The organism is Tessaracoccus yangjingae (assembly GCF_054483935.1).
The window spans coordinates 2410836-2430664 of sequence record NZ_CM137014.1; the positions used below are offsets into that span (position 1 = coordinate 2410836).

Below are 19829 nucleotides of genomic sequence, written 5' to 3' on the forward strand. Positions count from 1 at the left end.
GCCTAAGCTTGGCCCGTGCGCATCTTCTCCGACCTCAACCTCAACGACAACGCCCCCGTGCGGGCGCAGGTGGGGCGAGGGCCGTGGGGTCCGACGGGTGTGCCGAGCACACGGATGAAGAAGGTCCAGCGGCTTGTGGCACCGTTCGTGGTGGTAGCCATCGCGGTGGGTCTGTTCTTCCTCGGCCGGATGTTCTACCTGATCCTCACCGGGGCCTGAGTCCGCATCACCAGCCGAGAATCGTCGCGGCCCAAGGGGCTACGAGCACCCCGAGGATCATGAAGGGGCCGAAGGCGACTTCGGCCTCCCGCTTGATCCTTCCCGTGGCCAACAGCACTCCGGTGATGACGGCCATGAGGATGAACGCAGCCGCGACCCCCAGAAGGGCGGTGCCAACCCCGAACCAGCCGAGCGCCGCACCGGTGGTGAGGCCGAGCTTGACGTCGCCGAGGCCGAAGCCGCTCGGGTTGATGTATGCGAGGAAGAAGAGAATCGCCGCGGTGAGGAACGCGCCCAGGAGCGCTGAGCCCAGCCGGCCCCAGCCGCCCTCGGTGATCGCCCACGGAATCTGGAGGGCGAAGAAGAGTGGGAAGGGGATAAGCGTGAGTGCGTCAGGGAGGCGATGCTCCGCCAGGTCGATCGCGGTCGCGGCCCCCCACGCCGCGCCCAACATCGCGAAACCAGCCAACGCTGCTAGCTGATCGACGAGCAGGAAGGCCCAGCAAGACACAACCGCGGCGGTCAGCGCGGCCACACCCCATATGCCACCCCCAAGGGACGGTCGGCGCGTCAGAAGAACCGCCAGAGGGACACTCGCAGCGAGCACAAGGACGGCTGTCAGGTCCATGGCGACCCGTTGTGGGGACGAGGGTAGGCGCTCTCGTGGTCAGTGGGCCGCATGGTCAGCCCAGCGCCGGCAGCAGGTTCTCCATGATGGTGATCGCCGCTGGGCCGAGGATGACGATGAACAGCACTGGAAGGATGCAGAGAATGAGCGGGAACACAACCTTTACGGGGATCTCCATCGCCTTTCGTTCCGCACGCTGGCGGCGCGTGACTCGCATCTCGTCAGCCTGTGCATTGAGTACATCGGCCAATGGAATGCCGTAAGTCTCGGCCTGGATGACGGTGCGCACGAACCGTCGAAGAGGGATGGAACCGGTGCGCTCCGCGAGGTCCTCATAGGCGTTGCGCCTGCTTTGCCCCACCTGGATGTCCTGCATCGTGCGCACGAGTTCCTGAGACAGGATTCCGGTGCCGTTACGGGCCACGCGAAGCATGGCGGCGTCGAAGCCCAGGCCGGCCTGGACGGCGATGCTCATCTGGTCGAGGGTGTCGGCAAGCTCCAGGTCAACCGCCTCGCGACGCTTCTGGTAGGCGTTGACCAGTAGCAGGTCCGGCAGGAAGTAGATGCCAACCGTGACGGCGATGCCGAAGAGGGCCATAAGAAGGGATCTGGAGCCCATCCACAGCAGGAACATGAGGATTCCGGCCAGGAGCGCACCGAGCACTTTGATCGAGAGGATCTGGTCAACCGTCCACCCACCGGGGAATCCGGCCTTCGCAATGGCCCTCTCCAACCGCCCGCGTCGCACGGGCGTATCGATGAGTTGGCCTGCGCGAAGGTGCCCCTGCTGGTGCCGAGGCCGGGCGTCGGCGGGGAGGGCGGCGCCACGGTTGAGGCTATCCAGCGCGCGCGCCCGGACCGGATCGGTCCCCGCTACCAGGAGCCACGCAAGCGCACCGATGCCCAGAGACAAGGCGGCTACGGCGGCGATCGTGAAAGGCGTCATCTGATCTAGGCTCAGAACTTGATCTGCACGGTCTTGTGCAGCCAGAAGGCACCGACGGACAGGAGCCCAGCGGCGACGATCAACATCATCCAGCCAACGGGGTGCTCGAAGAGCTTGTTGAGATAGGTCGGGTTAACCACCAGCAGCAGAGCAATCACAACGAACGGGAGGGCGATCAGCACGATGGCGGACAACCGTCCCTCAGCGCTGAGCGCCTCCACCTGGCGACGGAGCTGTGCCCGCTCGCGAATGGTGTGGGAGACCCCCTCAAGGACGTCAGCGAGGTTGCCGCCGACCTCCCGGTTGATCGCCACGGCCTGGCCGATCCAGGCGAAGTCCTCGCTCCGCATCCGGTCTGCCGTGTGTCCCATGGTCTCTGGAAGCGGCCGGCCGACTCGGAGTTCGTTGCTGATCCGGGCGAACTCCTCGGCGGTGGGCGAGGCCGCCTCACGGCCCACCATGCTCATCGCCTGGGTGAACGAGTAGCCGGCGCGAAGGCTTCCTGCCAGCATCTGGGATGTCTCGTCGAGTTGCAGTGCGAAGGCGGTCCTTCGACGCTGGGTGCGCACGATCACCACGGCGGCGGTGGCGAGCGGGATGCCTAACATGAGTAGAAGTGTGAGCGCGGGCCGGCTGAGGAGGAGGCCGACCGCCAGTGCAACCACTTCGGCGCAGACGATGAGCACCACCACCTGGGCGGCCGGGGTCTTGATGCCTGCCACATCGAGGCGTTCCGCCAGCGTGAGCCGCCTGCTCGCGAGGAGTCGATCCACCCCGCGGGTGGCGGCGTCTGCCAGCCCCGCCACCGCACTGCGGGGCTGTTGACTCATGGGGCGGCGGCGGTGAAGCGGGACCTGGCGCGTGTTGGGCCTCAACCACAGGCCCATGAACAGCACGAACGCCAGGCCCATGGCCACCGCGGCCCCCGCGAGCGTGGGTGAATCGAGCCCCGACATCAGCGCATCCCCAGCCCTGCGCCGAAGACACGCGGTGACAGCTGAATCCCGAGGTCCGCGAAGCGGTCGGTGAACTGCGGGCGTACTCCTGTGGGCACCACGTGGCCGAGGAAGCGGCCGTCACGGTCGAGCCCCGCCGAGTAGTCGAAGAGGAAGACGTCTTGCAGGGTGACCGTCTGACCCTCCATCCCGTGCACCTCGGTGACCGCCACCACACGCCGCGTGCCGTCACGGAGCCGGGCGAGCTGAACGATGAGATCCACCGAGCTGGCCACCTGCTCGCGGATGGCTCGCAGCGGCAGTTCCATGCCGGCCATCAGGACGAGGGTTTCCAAGCGGGCGAGGGCGTCGCGGGGCGAGTTCGCGTGGATGGTGGACAGGGACCCGTCGTGGCCGGTGTTCATGGCCTGAAGCATGTCCAGCGCCTCAGCGCCGCGCACCTCGCCGACGATGATGCGGTCAGGGCGCATACGAAGGGCGTTGCGTACGAGTTCGCGAATGCTGACCTCGCCCTTGCCCTCAATGTTTGGTGGGCGGGACTCCAGTCGGACCACATGGTCCTGCTGCAGTTGGAGTTCGACGGCGTCCTCGATGGAGATGATCCGCTCGCCGTCCGGGATGAAGGAGGAGACCACGTTGAGCAAGGTGGTCTTGCCAGTTCCGGTGCCGCCGCTGATGATGATGTTGAGGCGCGCCTTGACGCAGGCGTGCAGCAGCTCGGCGATCTCGGGGGAGAGGGTGTCCAGCCTGACGAGGTCGGGAATGCTCAGCGCGTCGTGGCTGAACTTACGGATGGTGAGCGTCGATCCGCTGAAGGCCAGGGGCGGGATGATGGCGTTGACGCGGGAGCCGTCCTCAAGTCGCGCATCGACCAGGGGTGACGACTCGTCGATGCGCCGACCGATCCGGCCCACGATCCGGTCGATGATCTGACGCACGTGGGCCTCGTCGCGGAAGGTGACATCCGAGCGGTAGAGCCGTCCCGCGTGCTCGACGTAGACCTTGTCCGGGCCGTTGACCATGACCTCGGTGACCGCGGGATCGGCCAGCAGCCCCTCAATGGGGCCTAGGCCGAGAACGTCGGCCTGAATCTCTTCGAGAAGCCGGCGGCGTTCGCTGCCGGTCATGGCAAGGCTCTCGCCCTCGATGATCGAGGTGAGCTCCTGCTGGACCAGCTTCTGGAGCGCGTCATCCGTGATGGATGCGTCGGAGAGCCGGTTGCCGAGCCGCTCATACAGGGTGGTGGTGGTGCGGTCCTTCAGAGCCCGCATGGCGTCCTGGTTCGTGCGTGGCGTCTGGACCACCCTCTGAGCCAGAGAGGGTCCCGGTGGCGCCTCGTGCAGACCTCTCGGACCGGGAGCCGCGAAGCCCGGTCCTGCCACGGGCTGTGACGGGGCCGGCGTGGCGTCTGCGGGCGATGCGGGGCTGGCGGCCGGGGCAGCCGCTGGTGTCGCGGCTCCGTCGGGAGCGTCGACACGCGCGGCCCGGAGCCGGTCAGCGAGCCCCATCGGGCACCGCCTTGCCCCGGCTGAACAGACCCGCCCGCTGCTTCTCCGGCGTGGGTCGCTTGGCGATCCGATCCACCAGAGTGGACAGCTGCCTGGAGATCGGATCCTTGCCCCGAGTCTGAAGGAGAGGGATGCCCTGGTTGACCGAGATCGGCACGAGCTTGGCCGACGGAAGCGTCACGTCCACCTTGGCGTTGATGGTTGCCTCGACGTCGGCGATGCTGAGCCCACGCGAGGAGTCCGCGAAGTTGATCACCACGTGACGCGCCTCCAGGAGGAGGGCGAGCTGGCTCAAGGTCTCGATCTCCTTGCGGAGCCCGCGGATGCCGGGGACGTCGAGCCCGGTCACCAACACGAGTTCACCGGTGAGGTCGAGGGCAGCCAGGGTGTGCTCGGTCAGACCGGGTGAGGTATCCACCACCACGAAGTCAAAGGACTGCGCGAGGGCCTTCAACAGTGCTGTCGCGTCATCCGGGGTAACGCTGTCGGCAGCGGCAGGGGAGTCAGAGCCGGGCACCACCCACAGTCCCGTCTCGTGACGGGTGAGGTAACTCTTGAGCGCCAGCGCATCGCCGGCCGCCGCTGGGCGGGTGGCATCCGGCAGCGAGTAGGTGGGCGAGAGGTTCAGGGCGCTGGCGACGTCACCGAAGTGGAGGTCAAGGTCCACGAGAACCACCCGCTCCGGGGCGAGTTGCGCGAGCCCCACGGCCAGGTTGGTGGCCACAGTGGTCTTCCCCACGCCACCCTTGGGGGAGGCGACGGTGACGATCTGGCCCCTGTGCTCACCCTGGGTGGAGTTGACGACGGGAGTCCGTCGGTTCCGTGCGATAGTGTCGCGGATCTCGTCCGGTGAGGCATTTGGAGAAACCATGTCCCTGACCCCGGCGCGCATGGCCGCAAGCGCAAGCCCCTCCGCATCATCCGTGATCAGAACGACGGCAGCTCCAAACCGTTCCCGGGCCCACGACGCCACGGCCAACGCTCCCTGAGGATCAAAGCCCGTTTCAAGCATGAGTAGCTCGGGCGGAGGCGTCGAACCCAACGCACGGGCGAGTGAATCAGCGTCCTCGCCCGTCAATACACTCAGCTGCCCGGAGGTAGCGAGTGTGACGTGATCGACGATGCGGGGGGAGCGGGCAACCAGCAGAACAGCACTCATGAGGCCACATTCTCCAGGGTGACCTGACGGGTGCCGTCAACGACCGACGTATCCCGCTCGAGGGTCAGCCATATCGTGCCGTGTTCGGCGGACCAGACAACTCGCTCCGCATCGGGTGCCGACACGGCGAGTGTGATGTACTGAGCGCCCGGGGGGGTGACATCTTCGCCTTCCTCCGCTTCACCGGAGCCCTGCTCGGCGTCCTGCACCCGGGTGACAAGGACGCGGTGCAGGATGGTCTCCGTGCTTGCCGCGGGCTCCGTCACCGACAGGACCACACCGACGGTGTCGCCCGCAGCTAACCTGCCCCCGATCACTCGCTCGGGGCCGAGGGATACAGTGACCTGGACCAGCTCCTCGGGGACCACCACCTGGTCTCCCGTTAGATCCTCGGGTGCCACGAAACGGTCTGGCAGTAGCTGCTCTCCGGGGTGAAGTGCCGCCGCGGCCACCTGCCCGGCCACCGGCTCGGGAGTGGTCAAGGCACCGGGCACCACTGCAGCCAGTGGAATCTCCCGGGTCTCGACGTTCTCCCCCATGGTGATGGGTGAGCCGGCGGGAACGTCTTGGGTGACCACCAGAACCGCCGTGGGCTCAAGCTTGGCGACTGCCCGTTGGTCGGCGCCCACCACATATGAGGCGACGAGTATCCCAGCGATAACAGTTAGTATCGTTGCTGCAATGGCGGCAATCAGCCGTCGTGTCATCCGAGGGTTCCTTCTTCTACTATGTCGATCGCGCTGAAGATGAGGTCACCATCACCCTGGGATTACGAGCTTGACGCCACTCGACCCAATCACGGGACCGCCTAGCTCCACGTCACCGAGGGCGACCGTCTTGTGAAAGGTGCCTGTCAGGAAGCGCTCACTGCCAGTGCATTTTTCTCCGTAGGCCCAACCCTTGCCGCCGTTCAAACAGTAGGTGTCGACTGTGAAATGAGCGTAGAACTTGATATGGTACTGCTTTAACTGCTTCCCGACTACGTCGCCCACCTTTTCTTTGCCTGTCTTGGGTTCATAGTCGTCGAAAAGCGGAATCAGTATGTCTTTGCCATGTAGATTGCTGAGAAGGCTTGCGCAGGAGGAGTTGCTGGTTCCGTCGTTGCCTGGATCGTTTAGGACCCATCCGTCCACCTCGGTGTAGACCTGGCAATCCTTGGCGTCTTTTGGCACAGCGAGCCAATCCATGCCGCCAGGCATCATGTGAGTCGTTCCGCCAGGATTACAATCGATGAGTTTGTCTTTGAGGATCAGCTTCAGATTACTAACAGGCCAGTCGGCAGCTGTGAAGTCATCGACGAAGCATGTCGAAGCGCTGAACGGGGCGACCCACCCACCGTGTACTCCGCCCCAGGTCGCAGTTGCGGTAGCTGAAACGGAGCTCTCGCTGCGACCCAGAACAGATGCGAACCAGTGCTCGCGAACAGACTTGACCGTCACGGTGACAGACATGTCAGTGTGTTGAATGCCTTCAGCGAGAGTCACATCTCCGTCGGTCTTGTTCGCTTTCGCGTAATGAAGTGCCCAATGTTCTTCGAGCTCCTCCGAGTCGCAGCCTGTCTCGCTGGCACAAGTCTGAGCTAGCGCGAGGGCAGCAGCATCAGCGCCGTTCTGCAGCTCTTTGCGGTCCCACCACAAGGCGCCGACGTCTACTGAAATCGCTGTGAATCCCACCAGCGCAACGAGTAGGATGGCCATCATGATGGCCACGGCGCCGCGATCATTCTTCACCCGCCGCATCGCATTGTTCCTGTTCCTATGGCCTGGTCGGGCATGAATGGAAAGAACCCCGTCAGATTAGCGCCCGAATAGGTAACGATGGCCGTGACGGAAGAGGCCCCGGGGCCGCAGGTCGACGAGAAGGTAACGACTGCTGGGGTCGGGGAGTAGGAAACCGCGGCCGCCCTAGCCAGCCCTTCGTCTTTCGTTATGGCCATGACGCGTGCGCCTTCGCGAGCCGCTCCAGCGGCCGAACCCTGCAAATATAAGAGATAACCAAATTCAGCACCACCCAAGATGAGGGTGACTAAAGGTAGGATGATCAGGGCAAACTCTACTGCCGCAGCACCCCGTTGGTTCTGAACCATTCCACTCACTCAGATGGATGTGGGGGTGCCAGAGACTGGCACCCCCAGGTCGGAATGGACTCAGGCGTCGGGGAGGGCGTCGGCCACCTTGTCAAAGGCAACGAGGAGATCGTCACCAATGATTGTGACAGTGCCGATGATGATCGCCGCGATCAGCGCAACCATGATGCCGTACTCGACGGCGGTCGCGCCCTTGGTCTTGTCGGCGAAGCGGCGTCCGAGGACGTGCAGGAGGGCGGCGGTGTGGGCGTACAGTGCAACCATGGTGGTTGCCCCCTTTCGGATGAAGGCCAGGGGAGAAGAAACCAGGTCCCCCAAGGGGTGCAACTCACTGCGTCCCCCGTGGGCTAAAGTTAAGGCCCGGTTGGCCGTTCGTCAACTTACTATTCGCGCGTGTAGCGTGCGCTGGACACCAGATGCAAGTTCGGGGGAGATGTGCAGGGACTCAGATCTGTGGTCGCGGGCCTTGTCGGACTACTATTGGTTGTAGTAGGAGGGCTGCCGGCGGCCGCCGACGAAGCTCTCGACGAACTTGCCGCGACACTCGGGATCGAGGACCAGGCCACCGACTACATCCTCATCGTGGACACATCCCTGTCCATGCAGGAGGAGGGCCGCTGGGGGCGCGCCCGCGACGCCGTCTCCGGCCTGGCAGATTCCCTCTCACCCGACGACCACGTCACGCTCATCACCTTCGACGACGGCGCCGAGACCGTCTTCGGCGGCGACGCGCCGGACACCGACACGCTGTTGGCCGCACTGCCGGACGAGCCCACGGGTGACCAGACCGACATTGGCGCCGCCATCGACGAGGGCGTCGCCGCCCTCACGCGCGACGGCGCCTCCGAGGTGGCCGCCTTTGTGCTGCTCACTGACGGGGAGCTGGATGCGGCGCCGGACTCTCCGTTCGGGAGGGTCGGGAACCCGGCTTGGGCGAGCCTCCGTACGAGGGCGGATGAAGCGATGACCGGCCGGCAGGTGGGTGCCTTCGCTTTGTCGCTTGGCCCGGAGTCGGACGCAGGCCTCCTCACCGAGGTGTTCCCCAACGCCCAGGTGGCGACCCCCGACGACATCGTCGCCTTCCTCTCCGGCCTCACCGACGAGATCACGAGATTCCGCGTCGGCGAGGTGCTGGCCCCGGACCTCGAGCAGCCGGTCACGGTCGCGCTGTCCGAGCCCGTCGTCGAGGGTTCCACCGCGACACTCACCGCCACATGGACCTCCACCACCACGAACCTGCCCACCACCGTGTCCGCGGTCCAGCTCACCCCGGCCGTCGAGGGAGCGGCGTTGGGCATGGAGCCCGCGACCCTTGACCTGGCCCCGGGCCAGACCGAAACCAGCACGGTCACCATCACCGTCCCGCCGGGCACCGATGCGACTGTCGCCCTCGCCGCGACACTCACCTCCCCCTGGCAGCCGCAGCTCGCCCCGCTCAACCTTGGCCAGGCGCTGGCTGCGACCTCCGCGCCTGTTCAGGTAACGGTCGCGGACAACGCCCCGCCACCCTCGCCGTCGCCCACGCCGTCGGTGGCCCCGGAGCCGGAGGGTGTGGAGCAGCCGAGCCTCATGGACGGGCTTCCCTCCTGGGCGCTGCCCGCCGCGCTGGGCGCCCTTGCGCTCCTGGTGGTCCTCGCCCTCATGGTCAGCGCCGTTCGCAAGCGCATGCCGCAGCTCGACGGGTCACTGGCCCTGGTCACACCCGCGGGTGAGGTGGCCGACGAGTTCCTCGTCACCGGTCCCTCGTCGAGCACCCGCCGCAGCGGGCTCACCGTGAAGGCCAAGCCCGGCAAGGGCGAGGCGATCCGCATCGACGGCCGCCAGGGCAAGGAGCGTTTCGCCGCGACACTCGCCGACGGCGAACAACTCAGGCTCCCCGATGGACGCACGCTCCGCTACACGACGGAGCGGTCGCGGATGCTCGAGATGATCAACTCCACCGGCCCAGCGGTGCCGCCGGGAGACTGAGGGCGCTTCGCGCTGTTGGGGCTGGGTCTCTGCACCGGGTGCGAGGTGGTTTCGACACGGTCGGCGCGCTTCGCTTGCGCGACCGGCTCAACCAGCGGGGGGAACGGCTCAACCGGCGTCGGGGGAGGCGAGGTAGACCGGCGGAGGCTGACGTCGTTGGGCTTCTGCACCGGGTGCGAGATGGTTTCGACACGGTCGGCGCGCTTCGCTTGCGCGACCGGCTCAACCAGCGGGGATCTGTGCCGACAGGCGGGCGGACAGCGCGACGCCACTGGGTCCTAAGATGGGGCGAGCCGCCGCCGCGGCACCCGTCGACACTGAGGAGCACACCCGTGGGTATCACCGCCGACGACGTGGCCCGGTTGGGCGCCCTGGCCCGCATCCAGCTCACCGAGCGGGAGTGCCAGGACCTCGCCCCCGAGCTCAACGTCATCCTGGACTCGGTCCGCAGCGTCTCCGAGGTGGCCGGCCCGGACGTGCCCATGGCCACCCACGCCATCCCGATGACCAACGTGTTCCGCGACGACGTGGTCACCCCGTCGCTTACTCAGGAGCAGGCGCTCTCCGGCGCCCCCGACAACGAGGACGGGCGTTTCCGCGTGCCGCAGATCCTGGGGATGGAGTGAGCATGAACCCCCTCCTCGCCAAGCCAGCCCACGAGCTGGCCGCCCTCATGGCCGCCGGCGACCTCACCTCCGAAGCGCTGACCCGCGCCTGCCTGGACCGCATCGCGCAGCTCAACGACGAGCTCAACGTCTTCCTCTCCGTGGACGCCGACTCCGCACTCGAACAGGCCAGAGCAGTCGATGCACGCCGCGCCGCCGGCGAGGAGCTCGGCCCCCTGGCCGGCATCCCGATCGGCGTCAAGGACAACTTCTGCACCACCGACCACCCCACCACGTGCGGCTCCCGCATGCTGCAGGGCTGGGTGCCGCCCTACGACGCCACCGTCGTCAGGCGCCTGCGCGAGGCGGGGCTGGTCATCGTCGGCAAGACCAACATGGACGAATTCGCCATGGGCTCCTCCACCGAGACCTCGTACTACGGCCCCACCCGTAACCCGTGGGACACCGAGCGCATCCCCGGCGGCTCCGGCGGCGGCTCGGCCGCGGCGGTGGCGTCGTTCATGGTGCCGCTCGCCGTCGGCTCGGACACCGGCGGCTCCATCCGCCAGCCAGGATCGGTGACCGGCACCGTCGGCGTGAAGCCCACCTACGGGGGAGTGTCGCGCTACGGCCTGGTGGCCATGGCCTCCAGCCTGGACCAGCCAGGCCCCTGCGCCCGCACCGCCCTCGACGCGGCGCTCCTGCAGCAGGTCATCGGCGGCTACGACCCGCACGACTCGGCCTCCATCGACCAGCCCGTCGGGGACCTCGCGGGCGCCGCCACCTCGCCGAACCTCACCGGCGTGCGCGTCGGCGTGGTGAAGGAACTCGGCGGCGAGGGCTACGAACAGGGCGTGCTCGACCGGTTCACCGAGGCCGTCGAGCTCCTGCGCGAGGCCGGCGCCGAGGTGGTCGAGGTCTCCTGCCCGGCGTTCAGCTACGCGCTGCCCGCCTACTACCTCATCCAGCCCGCCGAACTCTCCAGCAACCTGGCTCGCTTCGACGGCATGCGCTACGGCCTCCGCGTCGGCGACGACGGCACCCGCTCGGCCGAAGAGGTGATGAACATCTCCCGCGACGAGGGCTTCGGCAAGGAGGCCAAGCGCCGCATCATCATCGGCACCTACGCCCTCTCCGCCGGCTACTACGACGCCTACTACGGCTCCGCGCAGAAGGTCCGCACCCTCATCCAGGGCGACTTCGACAAGGCCTTCGAGGCCTGCGACGTGCTGGTCTCGCCCACCACCCCCACCGTCGCGTTCAAGATCGGCGAGCGGATGGCGGACCCCATGAGCATGTATATGGCGGACCTCTGCACCATCCCGTCGAACATGGCCGGCAACGCGTCCGCCTCGTTCCCCGCGGGCCTCAGCAGCGACGGCCTACCCGTCGGCCTGCAGGTGATGGCCCCTCCCATGGAGGACGCCAGGCTCTACCGGGTGGGCGGCGTGCTGGAGCGCGCCCTCGAGGAGCAGTGGGGCGCACCCCTGCTCAGCACCATGACCGACGGCGAGAAGGCGGTGTCCGCATGAGCGAGACGGTGGACTACGACGACCTCCTCACCCGCTACGAGCCCGTGCTCGGGCTCGAGGTGCACGTGGAGCTCAACACCCGCTCCAAGATGTTCTGCGGCTGCCCCACCACCTTCGGCGGGGAGCCCAACACCCAGGTGTGCCCGGTGTGCCTCGGCCTTCCCGGCTCCCTGCCTGTGATCAACGGCAAGGCCGTGGAGTCGGCCATCCGCATCGGGTTGGCGCTCAACTGCCAGATCGCCGAGTGGTGCCGCATGGCGCGGAAGAACTACTTCTACCCGGACATGACCAAGAACTTCCAGACCTCGCAGTACGACGAGCCCATCGCCTTCGACGGCTGGGTGGACATCGAGCTGGACGGTCAGACCTACCGCGTGGAGATCGAGCGCGCCCACATGGAGGAGGACGCGGGCAAGGCCCTCCACATGGGCGGCGCCACCGGCCGCATCCACGGCGCGGACTACTCGCTGATCGACTACAACCGCGCCGGCGTGCCGCTGATCGAGATCGTCACCCGGCCCATCCGCGGCGCGGGGGAGAAGGCGCCGGAGGTGGCGCGGGCCTACGTCTCCTACCTGCGCGACCTGCTGCGGGCCCTGGGCGTCTCGGACGTGCGGATGGAGCAGGGGTCGCTGCGCTGTGACGCGAACATCTCTCTCATGCCCATCGGCGCCGAGGTGCTCGGCACCCGCACGGAGACCAAGAACGTCAACTCGCTGCGCTCCGTGGAGCGGGCCATCCGCTACGAGATGACCCGCCAGGCCGCCATCCTCGACGGTGGCGCGAAGGTCAAGCAGGAGACCCGCCACTTCCACGAGGCCGACGGCACCACGTCGCCGGGCCGGTCCAAGGAGGAGGCGGAGGACTACCGCTACTTCGCCGAGCCCGACCTCATGCCCATCGCCCCCTCGCGGGAGTGGGTGGAGGAGCTCCGCGCCACGCTGCCCGAGCCGCCGGCCGAGCACCGGGCCCGGCTGCAGGAGCAGTGGGGGTTCAGCGACGTCGACTTCGGCAACATCGAGGCCGCCGGCGCGCTGGCGCTGGTGGAGGCGACGGTGCAGGCCGGGGCCGCGCCCGCGTCGGCCCGCAAGTGGTGGGTCACCGAGCTGGCGCGCCGCGCCAACGAGGCCGGCGTCGAACTGGAGGAGCTGGCCATCACGCCGGCCCAGGTGGCCGCCGTCCAGACCCTCGTGGACGAGGGCAAGATCAACGACAAGCTGGCCCGCCAGGTGATCGAGGGCGTGCTCGCCGGAGAGGGCGAGCCCGCCGAGGTCGTCGCGGCCCGTGGGCTGGCCGTGGTCTCCGACGAGGGCGCGCTGGGCGCCGCCGTCGACGACGTGATCGCGGCGAACCCGGATGTCGCGGCCAAGATCCGGGAGGGGAAGGTCGCGGCGGCGGGCGCCCTCATCGGCCAGGTGATGAAGGCCATGCGCGGCCAGGCCGACGCCGGCAAGGTGCGCGAACTGATTCTCTCGAAGCTGTCCTGAGGAGGGGCGATGTATCTGTTCCATGCGAGCGTGAGGGTCGCGGCGGGGTCGGAGGCGGAGTTCGCCGAGGCGTGCGCGGTCAACAGCCGCGCGTCGCTGCAGGAGCCTGGCTGCCTGCGCTTCGACGTGCTGCAGGAGGCCGACGACCCGACGCGGTTCCTGCTGGTGGAGGCCTACGACTCCGAGGAGGACCTGGCCTTCCACAAGACCACCGACCACTACCAGGCGTGGGCCGAGGTGGCGAACCGGGTGCAGGTCGAGCCGCGCTCCAAGACGGTCTACGTGCCGGCCTGACCTTCAGCCCAGGGCGGCCCAGGTGGCCGGGCCCACCACGCCGTCGGCGGTGAGGCCGTTGCTCCGCTGGAAGCTCCGCACCTGGGACTCGGTGCCCGGCCCGAACTGGCCGTCGACGCTCAACCAGTAGCCCTGCTCCGACAGCCGCTGCTGCAGGTACTTCACGTGCTCGCCGGTGGAGCCGCGGCGGATCGTCGGCCGCGCCTGGGGCGCTGTGCCCGAGCCGCCCCCGCCACCGCCCTGACCGCCGGACGGTTCCTCCCAGCCGCCGTTCCACCCGCCCGAGTTCCCACCGCCGGAGTTACCCGAGCCGCCCGAGTTTCCGCCGGGGTCGCCCCAACCGCCGGAGTTGCCGCCGCCCGAGTTCCCGCCCGAACCGCCGCCGGTGTCCCCCCAGCCGCCCGAGTTGCCGCCGGTGTTACCGCCGGGCTCCTCCCAGCCGCCAGAGCCGCCGGACCCGCCGCCCGACCCGCCGCCGTCCAGGGCCTCCCAGGTGGCGGGGCCCACCACGCCGTCGACCGTCAGGCCGTGGGCGCTCTGGAAGCCGCGCACCGCGTTGGCCGTTGCCGGGCCGAACTTGCCGTCGACGCTCAGCCAGGCGCCGCCCTCGACGAGCCTCTCCTGCAGGTACCGCACGTCCTCGCCGCTGTCGCCCTGGCGCAGCGTCCGCCGCGACGTGCCGGGCTGGGGCGTCGGGTCACCCCACCCTCCCGGGTTCACCGGGGCCGAGGGCGCGGGCGCGGTGATGGTGAACGGCCGCTGCGCCTGGAAGCCCGCCGTCACGGTGCCCACCGTGTAGAAGTTGGGCGTCTGATCCGACGGCATCCGGCGCACGATCGCGGAGTGGAACGAGCGGTAGTCGCCCGAGAACGAGGCGTTCGCCCACACGCGCAGCAGCGTCTCGGTGAACAGGCCGTTGACGTCGCCGTCGCTGGACAGCTGGTTGTCCTGGCAGCCGGAGATGAGGATCAGCTCCGCCGCGATGTCGGTGCTGCGCGTGGTGCCCGCCACCGCCTTGGCCACGTCGTAGAGCTCCCGCCGTCGGGCCGAGTCCGCCGCCGCGACGCTGGGCGCCATCATCCGCGGCTGCAGCCTCGGCACGCGCACCTCGTCGGGCCAGTACTCCTCGCCCAGTGGGTTGCGCAGCAGCGCCTCGCGGGTGGCGATGGCCAGGATGCTGCGCGCCACGGTGCCCGAGTGGCAGGAGTCGGACAGCACCACGATCCGCACCCCGGCGCAGAACTGCGACCACTTGAGGTACAGCTCGTCGTCGAGCACCTGACGGTCGTAGAGGCACCACGTCTCGTCCTGGCCGTCGTCCTCGTCCCCGGTGTTGTCCCGGATCTGACCGCCGTGGCCGGAGTAGCTGATGAACGCGATATCCCCGGCGACGGTCGTGGCCGCGAGGCTGTCGAGGGCCCCGAGCACCGCCACCGAGGTGGCCTGCGCGTCGAGCAGTTTCCGGGTGCGGAAGCCCTCCCCGGAGGCCAGGCGCTCCATGTCGTTGGCGTCGTTGACGCACCCCGCGAGCACGCTGGGCGCCGGGATGTAGCAGGAGGTGTCGACCACGTTGAGTCCGACGTGGAGCGAGTAACCGGTCATGGAAGTGTCCTTTCGGATGGTCTCGTGGCTCAGGGTTGCGCGACGGGGGTGGGCAGGGGGATCAGGACGCCGCGGCTCCGGACCGGCCAGTCGACCGGCGGTGCCGAGGTGCGGGTGCCGTCGGCCGCGACAGCGGTGACGGTGAAGGTGACCGCCGGATCGGCGGCGTACGTGGTGAGCGGGAGCACGAACTGGCGCTCGACCTGGCGACGGCTCGCCGTGAGTGTCGCGGGCTCCGCCGCCGTGCCCAGGAAGGTCGCGGCCACCTCGAGCCCGGCGAGCTCGGTGAGGCTGCCGGTGGCGACGAACGTCACCCCGAGGTGCAGGTCCTCGATGTAGCTGCGGGTCTCGTCGAGCGTCTCGGTGCCGGGCTCGACGGTGTGGTCCAGCGCCACCGGATCCGGCGTCCCCGGGGGCAGGCCCACCGTGGCCGACTCGCCGGGGGCCAGCAGGAGCGCCGGTGACCCGACGACCGCGCCGCCGGCCACGATCCGGTTGACCGACACCCGCCGGTCCAGCCGGTTCGTCAGCCTGAGGTCGTCCCCGTCGCGCTGCGCCGTCACCGGCCCGTCGGCGGGCCCGACGACACGGCTCAGGTCCAGCCGGAGCGTGCTGACCGCGCTGTCCCCGCCCGGGATGACGTAGCGGGCCGAGCCGACGAGCCCGCCGCGCTGCAGGAGGGTCCGCAGGGTCAGCAGGCCGGGGACGTCGGTGGTGAGGAGGAGGGTGAAGCCGGTGTCGATGGCCACGCACTCCACGCGGTCCGTGCCGGGCACGGCCCAGCTGATCTCCGGCGTCACCCCGGCCTGCCATGGGCCCACCAGCTCGACGGGTCGGCCCAGCCGCTGCCGCAGCTCGCCCGCCAGCAGCGCGAGGTCGGCCGAATCCAGCTCGGACTCCAGCGCCGCGGCCAGCACGCACCGGATGTTGGCCGGGTTGTCGACGTCGATCGTCGAGGTGAGCAGGAGCGTCGGCTCGAAGGCCCGCTCGGGATCCTCGGCGGGGTAGCGGCCCACGGAGTACCGCTCGGGGATGACGAGGAACCTCCCCGGTTGGGTCAGCGAGCGGAACACGGCCACCCCCGCGGTGCCCACCGGCTCGCGCTGCCACGGCCGGTACTCGGTCTCCCCGAGGCGGAGCGCCGGCCTGCAGCCGACGGCCTCCCAGCCGTCGCCGGCGCGCTGCCGGTAGAGCTGGGGGTGGTCCGCGCACGGCACCAGGGCGGGTAGGCGTGTGGTCGCGGTGGCGCTCACCTTGACGTGCTTGACCACGCCGAAGTCCGCGAAGTCCAGCCGATCGAGGGCGATGGCCGGGCTCAGCCGGATCTCGGCCTTGGCCATGGCCAGCAGCTGCGTGGCCGCGATGGGCCTGGCCAGGTCGTCGCGCCGGCGCAGCGCCACCAGCTTCTGGCCGGCCAACCTGTCGATCGGCAGCTTCGTCGGGGTCCGCTCCGCCCTCCAGCCGCTGTGCGCCAGCCCAACCTCCAGGACGGCGGGCTCGGCCTGGAATCCGGGCGCGGACAACGCGCCGTAGGCCAGCCTGGCCCAGTTGTTCTGGAGCACGAACGTGGCGGTCAGCGACGACCCGGTCTCGCCGAACACGCCCGAGACCACCAGGGAGTTGGCGGTGACCAGCTCGGTGCGCGCGGCCCCGCCGTCGTCGCGGAAGGGCAGGTGCAGGCCCACCTGCGGCGCGCACGGCACCACCCGGAGCGTGGGGCGTCCGGCGGCCTCCCACGGCGCGAGAGTCGCGGCAGAGGGGCCGGCGAGCATCGTCACGACCACGGTGGCCTCCAGGCCGGGGGAGCCGTCGGACTGGAGACCCACCTGCGCGAGGTCGAACCTGAACGGGGAGGAATCGGGATCCAGCCCGGGGGTGGGGAGGGCGAGCATGACCTCGGGGAGGTACCAGCGGTCGTCGTTGGCCCGGTCGGCCAACAGCGGGCGCCCGTCGAGCACCGGGCCGGACTCCTGGGGCGCCAACGGGGTGGCGAGCAGGAGGTTCTCGGCGAGCAGCGGGCGGATGACGGCGGGATGGGGGCGGACCACCTGGGCCAGGGGCACCGCCTCGTCGCGCCGCAGGAGCATGACCCCCATGCCCGGGCCACGGGTGCGGGTGGACCGGGCGGGGAACACCTCGTCGACGGCGCCGCCCGCCGCGGTGACCAGGTGCACGAGGCTCTCGGGTGAGGATGCCAGCAGGGGCACGATGAGGTCGGCCAGGGGCCGACGCCACCGCCCCGTCGCCCCGTCGGTCCGGCGCGCCCGGATCACGAGGTCCGGGCCGCCCCCGCCGCCGGCCAGTGCTGAGAGGAGGCCCCTGGCCTCGTCGCCGGCGAGTGTCGCTGCCAGCGCCGCCGTCCCGAACGGGCCGTGCGACTCAGCGTGGACGGGCCGGGCCACGTCCAGGCTGAACTCCACCCACGCGAGGTCCTCAAGGCCGCACCGCAGTTCCAGCGCGAGCGTGGCGGTCTCGACGAGGCCCGAGATCTGCTCGTGCGGCGCAGGCCTGCGGCTGAGCAGGAACGTGCACGAGCACGCGGGCGCCCCCGACGGGTCCCGCCGGATCTCGGCGATGCTGGCCATGTCCGTGGCCCCTCACAACGGGTAGGACAGGAAGCTGGTGGGGGCGCTGCGCGGCTCCGGCTCCTCGTGGACGGCGGTCGGCGCGGCGGCGGCGGCCTTCGGCTTCGCGGCGGCCGTCGGCGCGGCGGTGGCGTAGGCCACCTCGCCCGAGGGCGCCTCCCTGGGCTCCGGCGCCGCCAACTCCCTCAGCCTGCGGACCCTGTCGTCGGTGAGCGAGCGCGTCACCACGCCGTCGCCGTCCGGCGGCGGCACGTCGACGATCAGCGGCCCGTTGCCGTTCGCGGTGGTCCAGGGGCCCGTCCAGCTCTGCCCCTTGCGGAACAGGGTGCCCTTCACCGTGGCCGTCACCTGGTAGCGGTAGTACGGCAGCATCTGCGGGTCGCCCGAGAAGACGGTCCAGCTCCGGTCGTTGTCGAGGTCCTGGAAGCCCCACCTGAACCGGACGGGGGCGAGGCCCAGCGGCGTGTAGTCGGCGTCGGTGGCCTCCATCACCACCTCTACGGTCTGCGAGGCGTCCTCCAGCATCACGCCCAGCCCGATCGGGCCCACCGCGATCCGGCCCGCGTTGTCCGCGCGGACCTCGAGCGTGGTGTCGTTAAGCAGGGTCCCATTGGGCTCGGGGTCCAGGTCGATGACGTTGCGCTCGATCTGGACCCGGTGGTAGGGATCCAGCGTCTCGCTGGGCGGCTCGGCCAGGTGCACCTTGCGCTTGACGTAGGTGAGGTCCGGCGTCCAGCCGGCCGGCGGGTTGGTTACATCCCCGGCCACCTTCTTCGCGGTCTGGAACTTCCAGGTGGGGTCGTTGCCGTCGGCCCCGGAGAAGCTGTGGCCCTGCCAGTTGAGCTCGCCTCCGGTGTTGGGGTAGCCGATCTGTACGGAGAGGAACTGCACCGTCCGGTCCGCCCAGCTTGCGACGGGGCGCACCACGCGCGCGAGCCGCTGCGGCCAGTCGTCGAGGTAGACGGTGAGGAAGTACTTGCGCTCGGCGTCCGGGTCGGCCTTGATCTCGTCGGCCATGCCGGCCAGCGAGCTGGAGATGGTGTGGTCCTGCAGGTAGGCGAACTGCCTGGTCTCCTCGTAGTGCAGGTCCAGGTGGTTCTCGTCGCGCCGGTACTTCAGCGACAGGCCCACTCCCCACGGGGAGAAGAAGGAGCTTCCGGACGACGACTGGGCCGCGTCCACCTTCGGCTGCGGCTGATCGAAGATGGTCTTCTGCGCCATCTCCATGAACTTGTTGAACACCAGGTCCGAGCGCTCGTCCATCTTGCGCGCGATCTCCTCGGCGCCCGGCAGGGTGGTGTCCACCTTGACGTCCACCTTGATGGTGCCGGACTTGCGCATGTTGTTGAACTCGGCCTGCGCGTCCACCTTGGCCCAGAGGTAGCGGCCCGACGCGGCGGCGGAGAAGTGCGTGAACACCGAGTCCCAGTTGCCGTCGATCTTGATGGTGCACACGGGCGACCAGACCTTCAGCTTGTAGTTCTGGATCACGATGAGAGGGCTGGCGGTGCCGTGGAAGGCCGCCCAGGCGATGTTGGCCGGGTAGACCCCGAGCAGGCCGGAGAACGCGTGCGTGCCGGTGGGGTCGATGGAGCCGCCGCCCTGGCCCTGCATCATGCAGTACCACGGATCGAGGTTGTTGTCGGTGGCCGGCGTCTGGCCGGGCTCGGGGTCGCGGGTCAACGCCCGGTTCGCGGGCATGCCGACGGTGCGGAAGCCGCGGGTGCGCCCACCGCGGGTGGGCTGGTCCGCAGTCGGGAAGCCGGTGGGGGTGGGCGACATGTTGGACACCGACGTGATGGTCTGCGCGATGACCGCGGGCCTGAACATCGGCGGCTTCCGGGTGTTCTTGATGCCCCAGAAGGCGTCGGTGCTGTCGCTGAACCGCGCGGTGATGTCGGCCTCGGCCTGGCGCCTCGTCTGCTCCGGCAGGGCACCGGTGACGGAGAAGGTGAGGATGCCGCCGGCCACGTCGCCGCCGCCACCGATCACCCCCTCGCCGCCCGTTCCGGAGAAGCGGACCAGGTTGAACAGGTAGTCGCCCTTGTCCGGGCCGTCCTTGCGGGCCATGCGGATCCGGTTCGGCACGTAGTAGAAGACCGGGGCCTCGCCCTGGGCGATGAGCTCACGATTGTTGACGTCGGGCAGGTACAGCACGTCGTACCCGTCCTTGGTGATGGGTTGAGTGCCGCCTGCGTAGGTGGGACCCGCTGCCTGGACCATGGTTGCGCCTTCCTTCGTCTGATCCCTCCGG

The 19829-nt window shown here is 69.0% G+C and carries 18 protein-coding genes; 6 read left to right on the top strand and 12 right to left on the bottom strand.

Annotated elements, in window-relative coordinates; genetic code table 11:
* Positions 1–15: 15 nt before the first annotated feature.
* On the top strand, positions 16–219 hold the full coding sequence (locus tag ACX1D3_RS10735) for a hypothetical protein (protein WP_458993870.1): 204 nt from the start codon (positions 16–18) through the stop codon (positions 217–219).
* A gap of 7 nt (positions 220–226) precedes the next feature.
* Here the strand turns inward: ACX1D3_RS10735 and ACX1D3_RS10740 are convergent, their stop codons facing one another.
* The 9 genes from ACX1D3_RS10740 to ACX1D3_RS10780 form a co-directional block, all read right to left on the bottom strand.
* Positions 227–754, bottom strand: a complete 528-nt coding sequence (locus ACX1D3_RS10740) for a prepilin peptidase (protein ID WP_458993871.1) — start codon at positions 752–754, stop codon at positions 227–229.
* A 148-nt stretch (positions 755–902) separates the two neighbouring features.
* On the bottom strand, positions 903–1793 hold the full coding sequence (locus ACX1D3_RS10745) for a type II secretion system F family protein (protein ID WP_458993872.1): 891 nt from the start codon (positions 1791–1793) through the stop codon (positions 903–905).
* Positions 1794–1804: 11 nt separating this feature from the next.
* Positions 1805–2749 (bottom strand): type II secretion system F family protein, encoded by a 945-nt coding sequence (locus ACX1D3_RS10750; RefSeq protein WP_458993873.1) that lies wholly within the window; start codon positions 2747–2749, stop codon positions 1805–1807.
* Complete coding sequence (locus ACX1D3_RS10755; protein ID WP_458993874.1) at positions 2749–4020, bottom strand: TadA family conjugal transfer-associated ATPase; 1272 nt, start codon at positions 4018–4020, stop codon at positions 2749–2751. The genes ACX1D3_RS10750 and ACX1D3_RS10755 overlap by 1 nt, the downstream gene beginning before the upstream one ends.
* 223 nt (positions 4021–4243) lie before the next feature.
* Entirely contained in the window at positions 4244–5416 is a 1173-nt protein-coding gene (locus tag ACX1D3_RS10760) for a CpaE/TadZ family protein (protein ID WP_458993875.1), read from the bottom strand.
* Entirely contained in the window at positions 5413–6123 is a 711-nt protein-coding gene (gene cpaB, locus ACX1D3_RS10765) for a Flp pilus assembly protein CpaB (protein ID WP_458993876.1), read from the bottom strand. The genes ACX1D3_RS10760 and cpaB overlap by 4 nt, the downstream gene beginning before the upstream one ends.
* Positions 6124–6174: 51 nt before the next feature.
* Complete coding sequence (locus tag ACX1D3_RS10770; protein ID WP_458993877.1) at positions 6175–7146, bottom strand: pilus assembly protein TadG-related protein; 972 nt, start codon at positions 7144–7146, stop codon at positions 6175–6177.
* On the bottom strand, positions 7143–7502 hold the full coding sequence (locus ACX1D3_RS10775; protein WP_458993878.1) for a TadE/TadG family type IV pilus assembly protein: 360 nt from the start codon (positions 7500–7502) through the stop codon (positions 7143–7145). Before ACX1D3_RS10775 ends, ACX1D3_RS10770 begins: the two co-directional genes overlap by 4 nt.
* A gap of 60 nt (positions 7503–7562) precedes the next feature.
* Positions 7563–7766, bottom strand: a complete 204-nt coding sequence (locus ACX1D3_RS10780; protein ID WP_458993879.1) for a Flp family type IVb pilin — start codon at positions 7764–7766, stop codon at positions 7563–7565.
* A 189-nt stretch (positions 7767–7955) separates the two neighbouring features.
* Here ACX1D3_RS10780 and ACX1D3_RS10785 point away from each other — a divergent pair, with 189 nt between their 5' ends.
* The 5 genes from ACX1D3_RS10785 to ACX1D3_RS10805 all read left to right on the top strand — a co-directional run bounded on the left by ACX1D3_RS10785 (position 7956) and on the right by ACX1D3_RS10805 (position 13388).
* Entirely contained in the window at positions 7956–9470 is a 1515-nt protein-coding gene (locus ACX1D3_RS10785; RefSeq protein ID WP_458993880.1) for a vWA domain-containing protein, read from the top strand.
* Positions 9471–9802: 332 nt separating this feature from the next.
* Positions 9803–10096, top strand: a complete 294-nt coding sequence (gene gatC, locus ACX1D3_RS10790; protein ID WP_458993881.1) for an Asp-tRNA(Asn)/Glu-tRNA(Gln) amidotransferase subunit GatC — start codon at positions 9803–9805, stop codon at positions 10094–10096.
* Positions 10097–10098: 2 nt separating this feature from the next.
* Positions 10099–11607 carry an Asp-tRNA(Asn)/Glu-tRNA(Gln) amidotransferase subunit GatA gene (gene gatA / locus ACX1D3_RS10795; RefSeq protein WP_458993882.1) on the top strand — a complete coding sequence of 503 codons (1509 nt, stop codon included), beginning with the start codon at positions 10099–10101 and terminating at the stop codon, positions 11605–11607.
* A complete protein-coding gene (gatB, locus tag ACX1D3_RS10800) occupies positions 11604–13094 on the top strand; it encodes an Asp-tRNA(Asn)/Glu-tRNA(Gln) amidotransferase subunit GatB (RefSeq protein ID WP_458993883.1) in 1491 nt (496 codons plus the stop codon). The genes gatA and gatB overlap by 4 nt, the downstream gene beginning before the upstream one ends.
* A gap of 9 nt (positions 13095–13103) precedes the next feature.
* Positions 13104–13388, top strand: coding sequence for an antibiotic biosynthesis monooxygenase (locus tag ACX1D3_RS10805; protein ID WP_458993884.1), 285 nt, complete (start codon positions 13104–13106; stop codon positions 13386–13388).
* Between the two features lie 3 nt (positions 13389–13391).
* Here the strand turns inward: ACX1D3_RS10805 and ACX1D3_RS10810 are convergent, their stop codons facing one another.
* The 3 genes from ACX1D3_RS10810 to ACX1D3_RS10820 are packed head-to-tail and all read right to left on the bottom strand — an operon-like array spanning position 13392 to position 19798.
* Complete coding sequence (locus tag ACX1D3_RS10810) at positions 13392–14990, bottom strand: peptidoglycan-binding protein (RefSeq protein WP_458993885.1); 1599 nt, start codon at positions 14988–14990, stop codon at positions 13392–13394.
* Between the two features lie 29 nt (positions 14991–15019).
* Positions 15020–17575: a hypothetical protein gene (locus tag ACX1D3_RS10815; protein ID WP_458993886.1), complete on the bottom strand. Its 2556-nt coding sequence runs from the start codon at positions 17573–17575 to the stop codon at positions 15020–15022.
* Between the two features lie 12 nt (positions 17576–17587).
* Entirely contained in the window at positions 17588–19798 is a 2211-nt protein-coding gene (locus tag ACX1D3_RS10820; RefSeq protein WP_458993887.1) for a hypothetical protein, read from the bottom strand.
* Positions 19799–19829 lie beyond the last annotated feature (31 nt).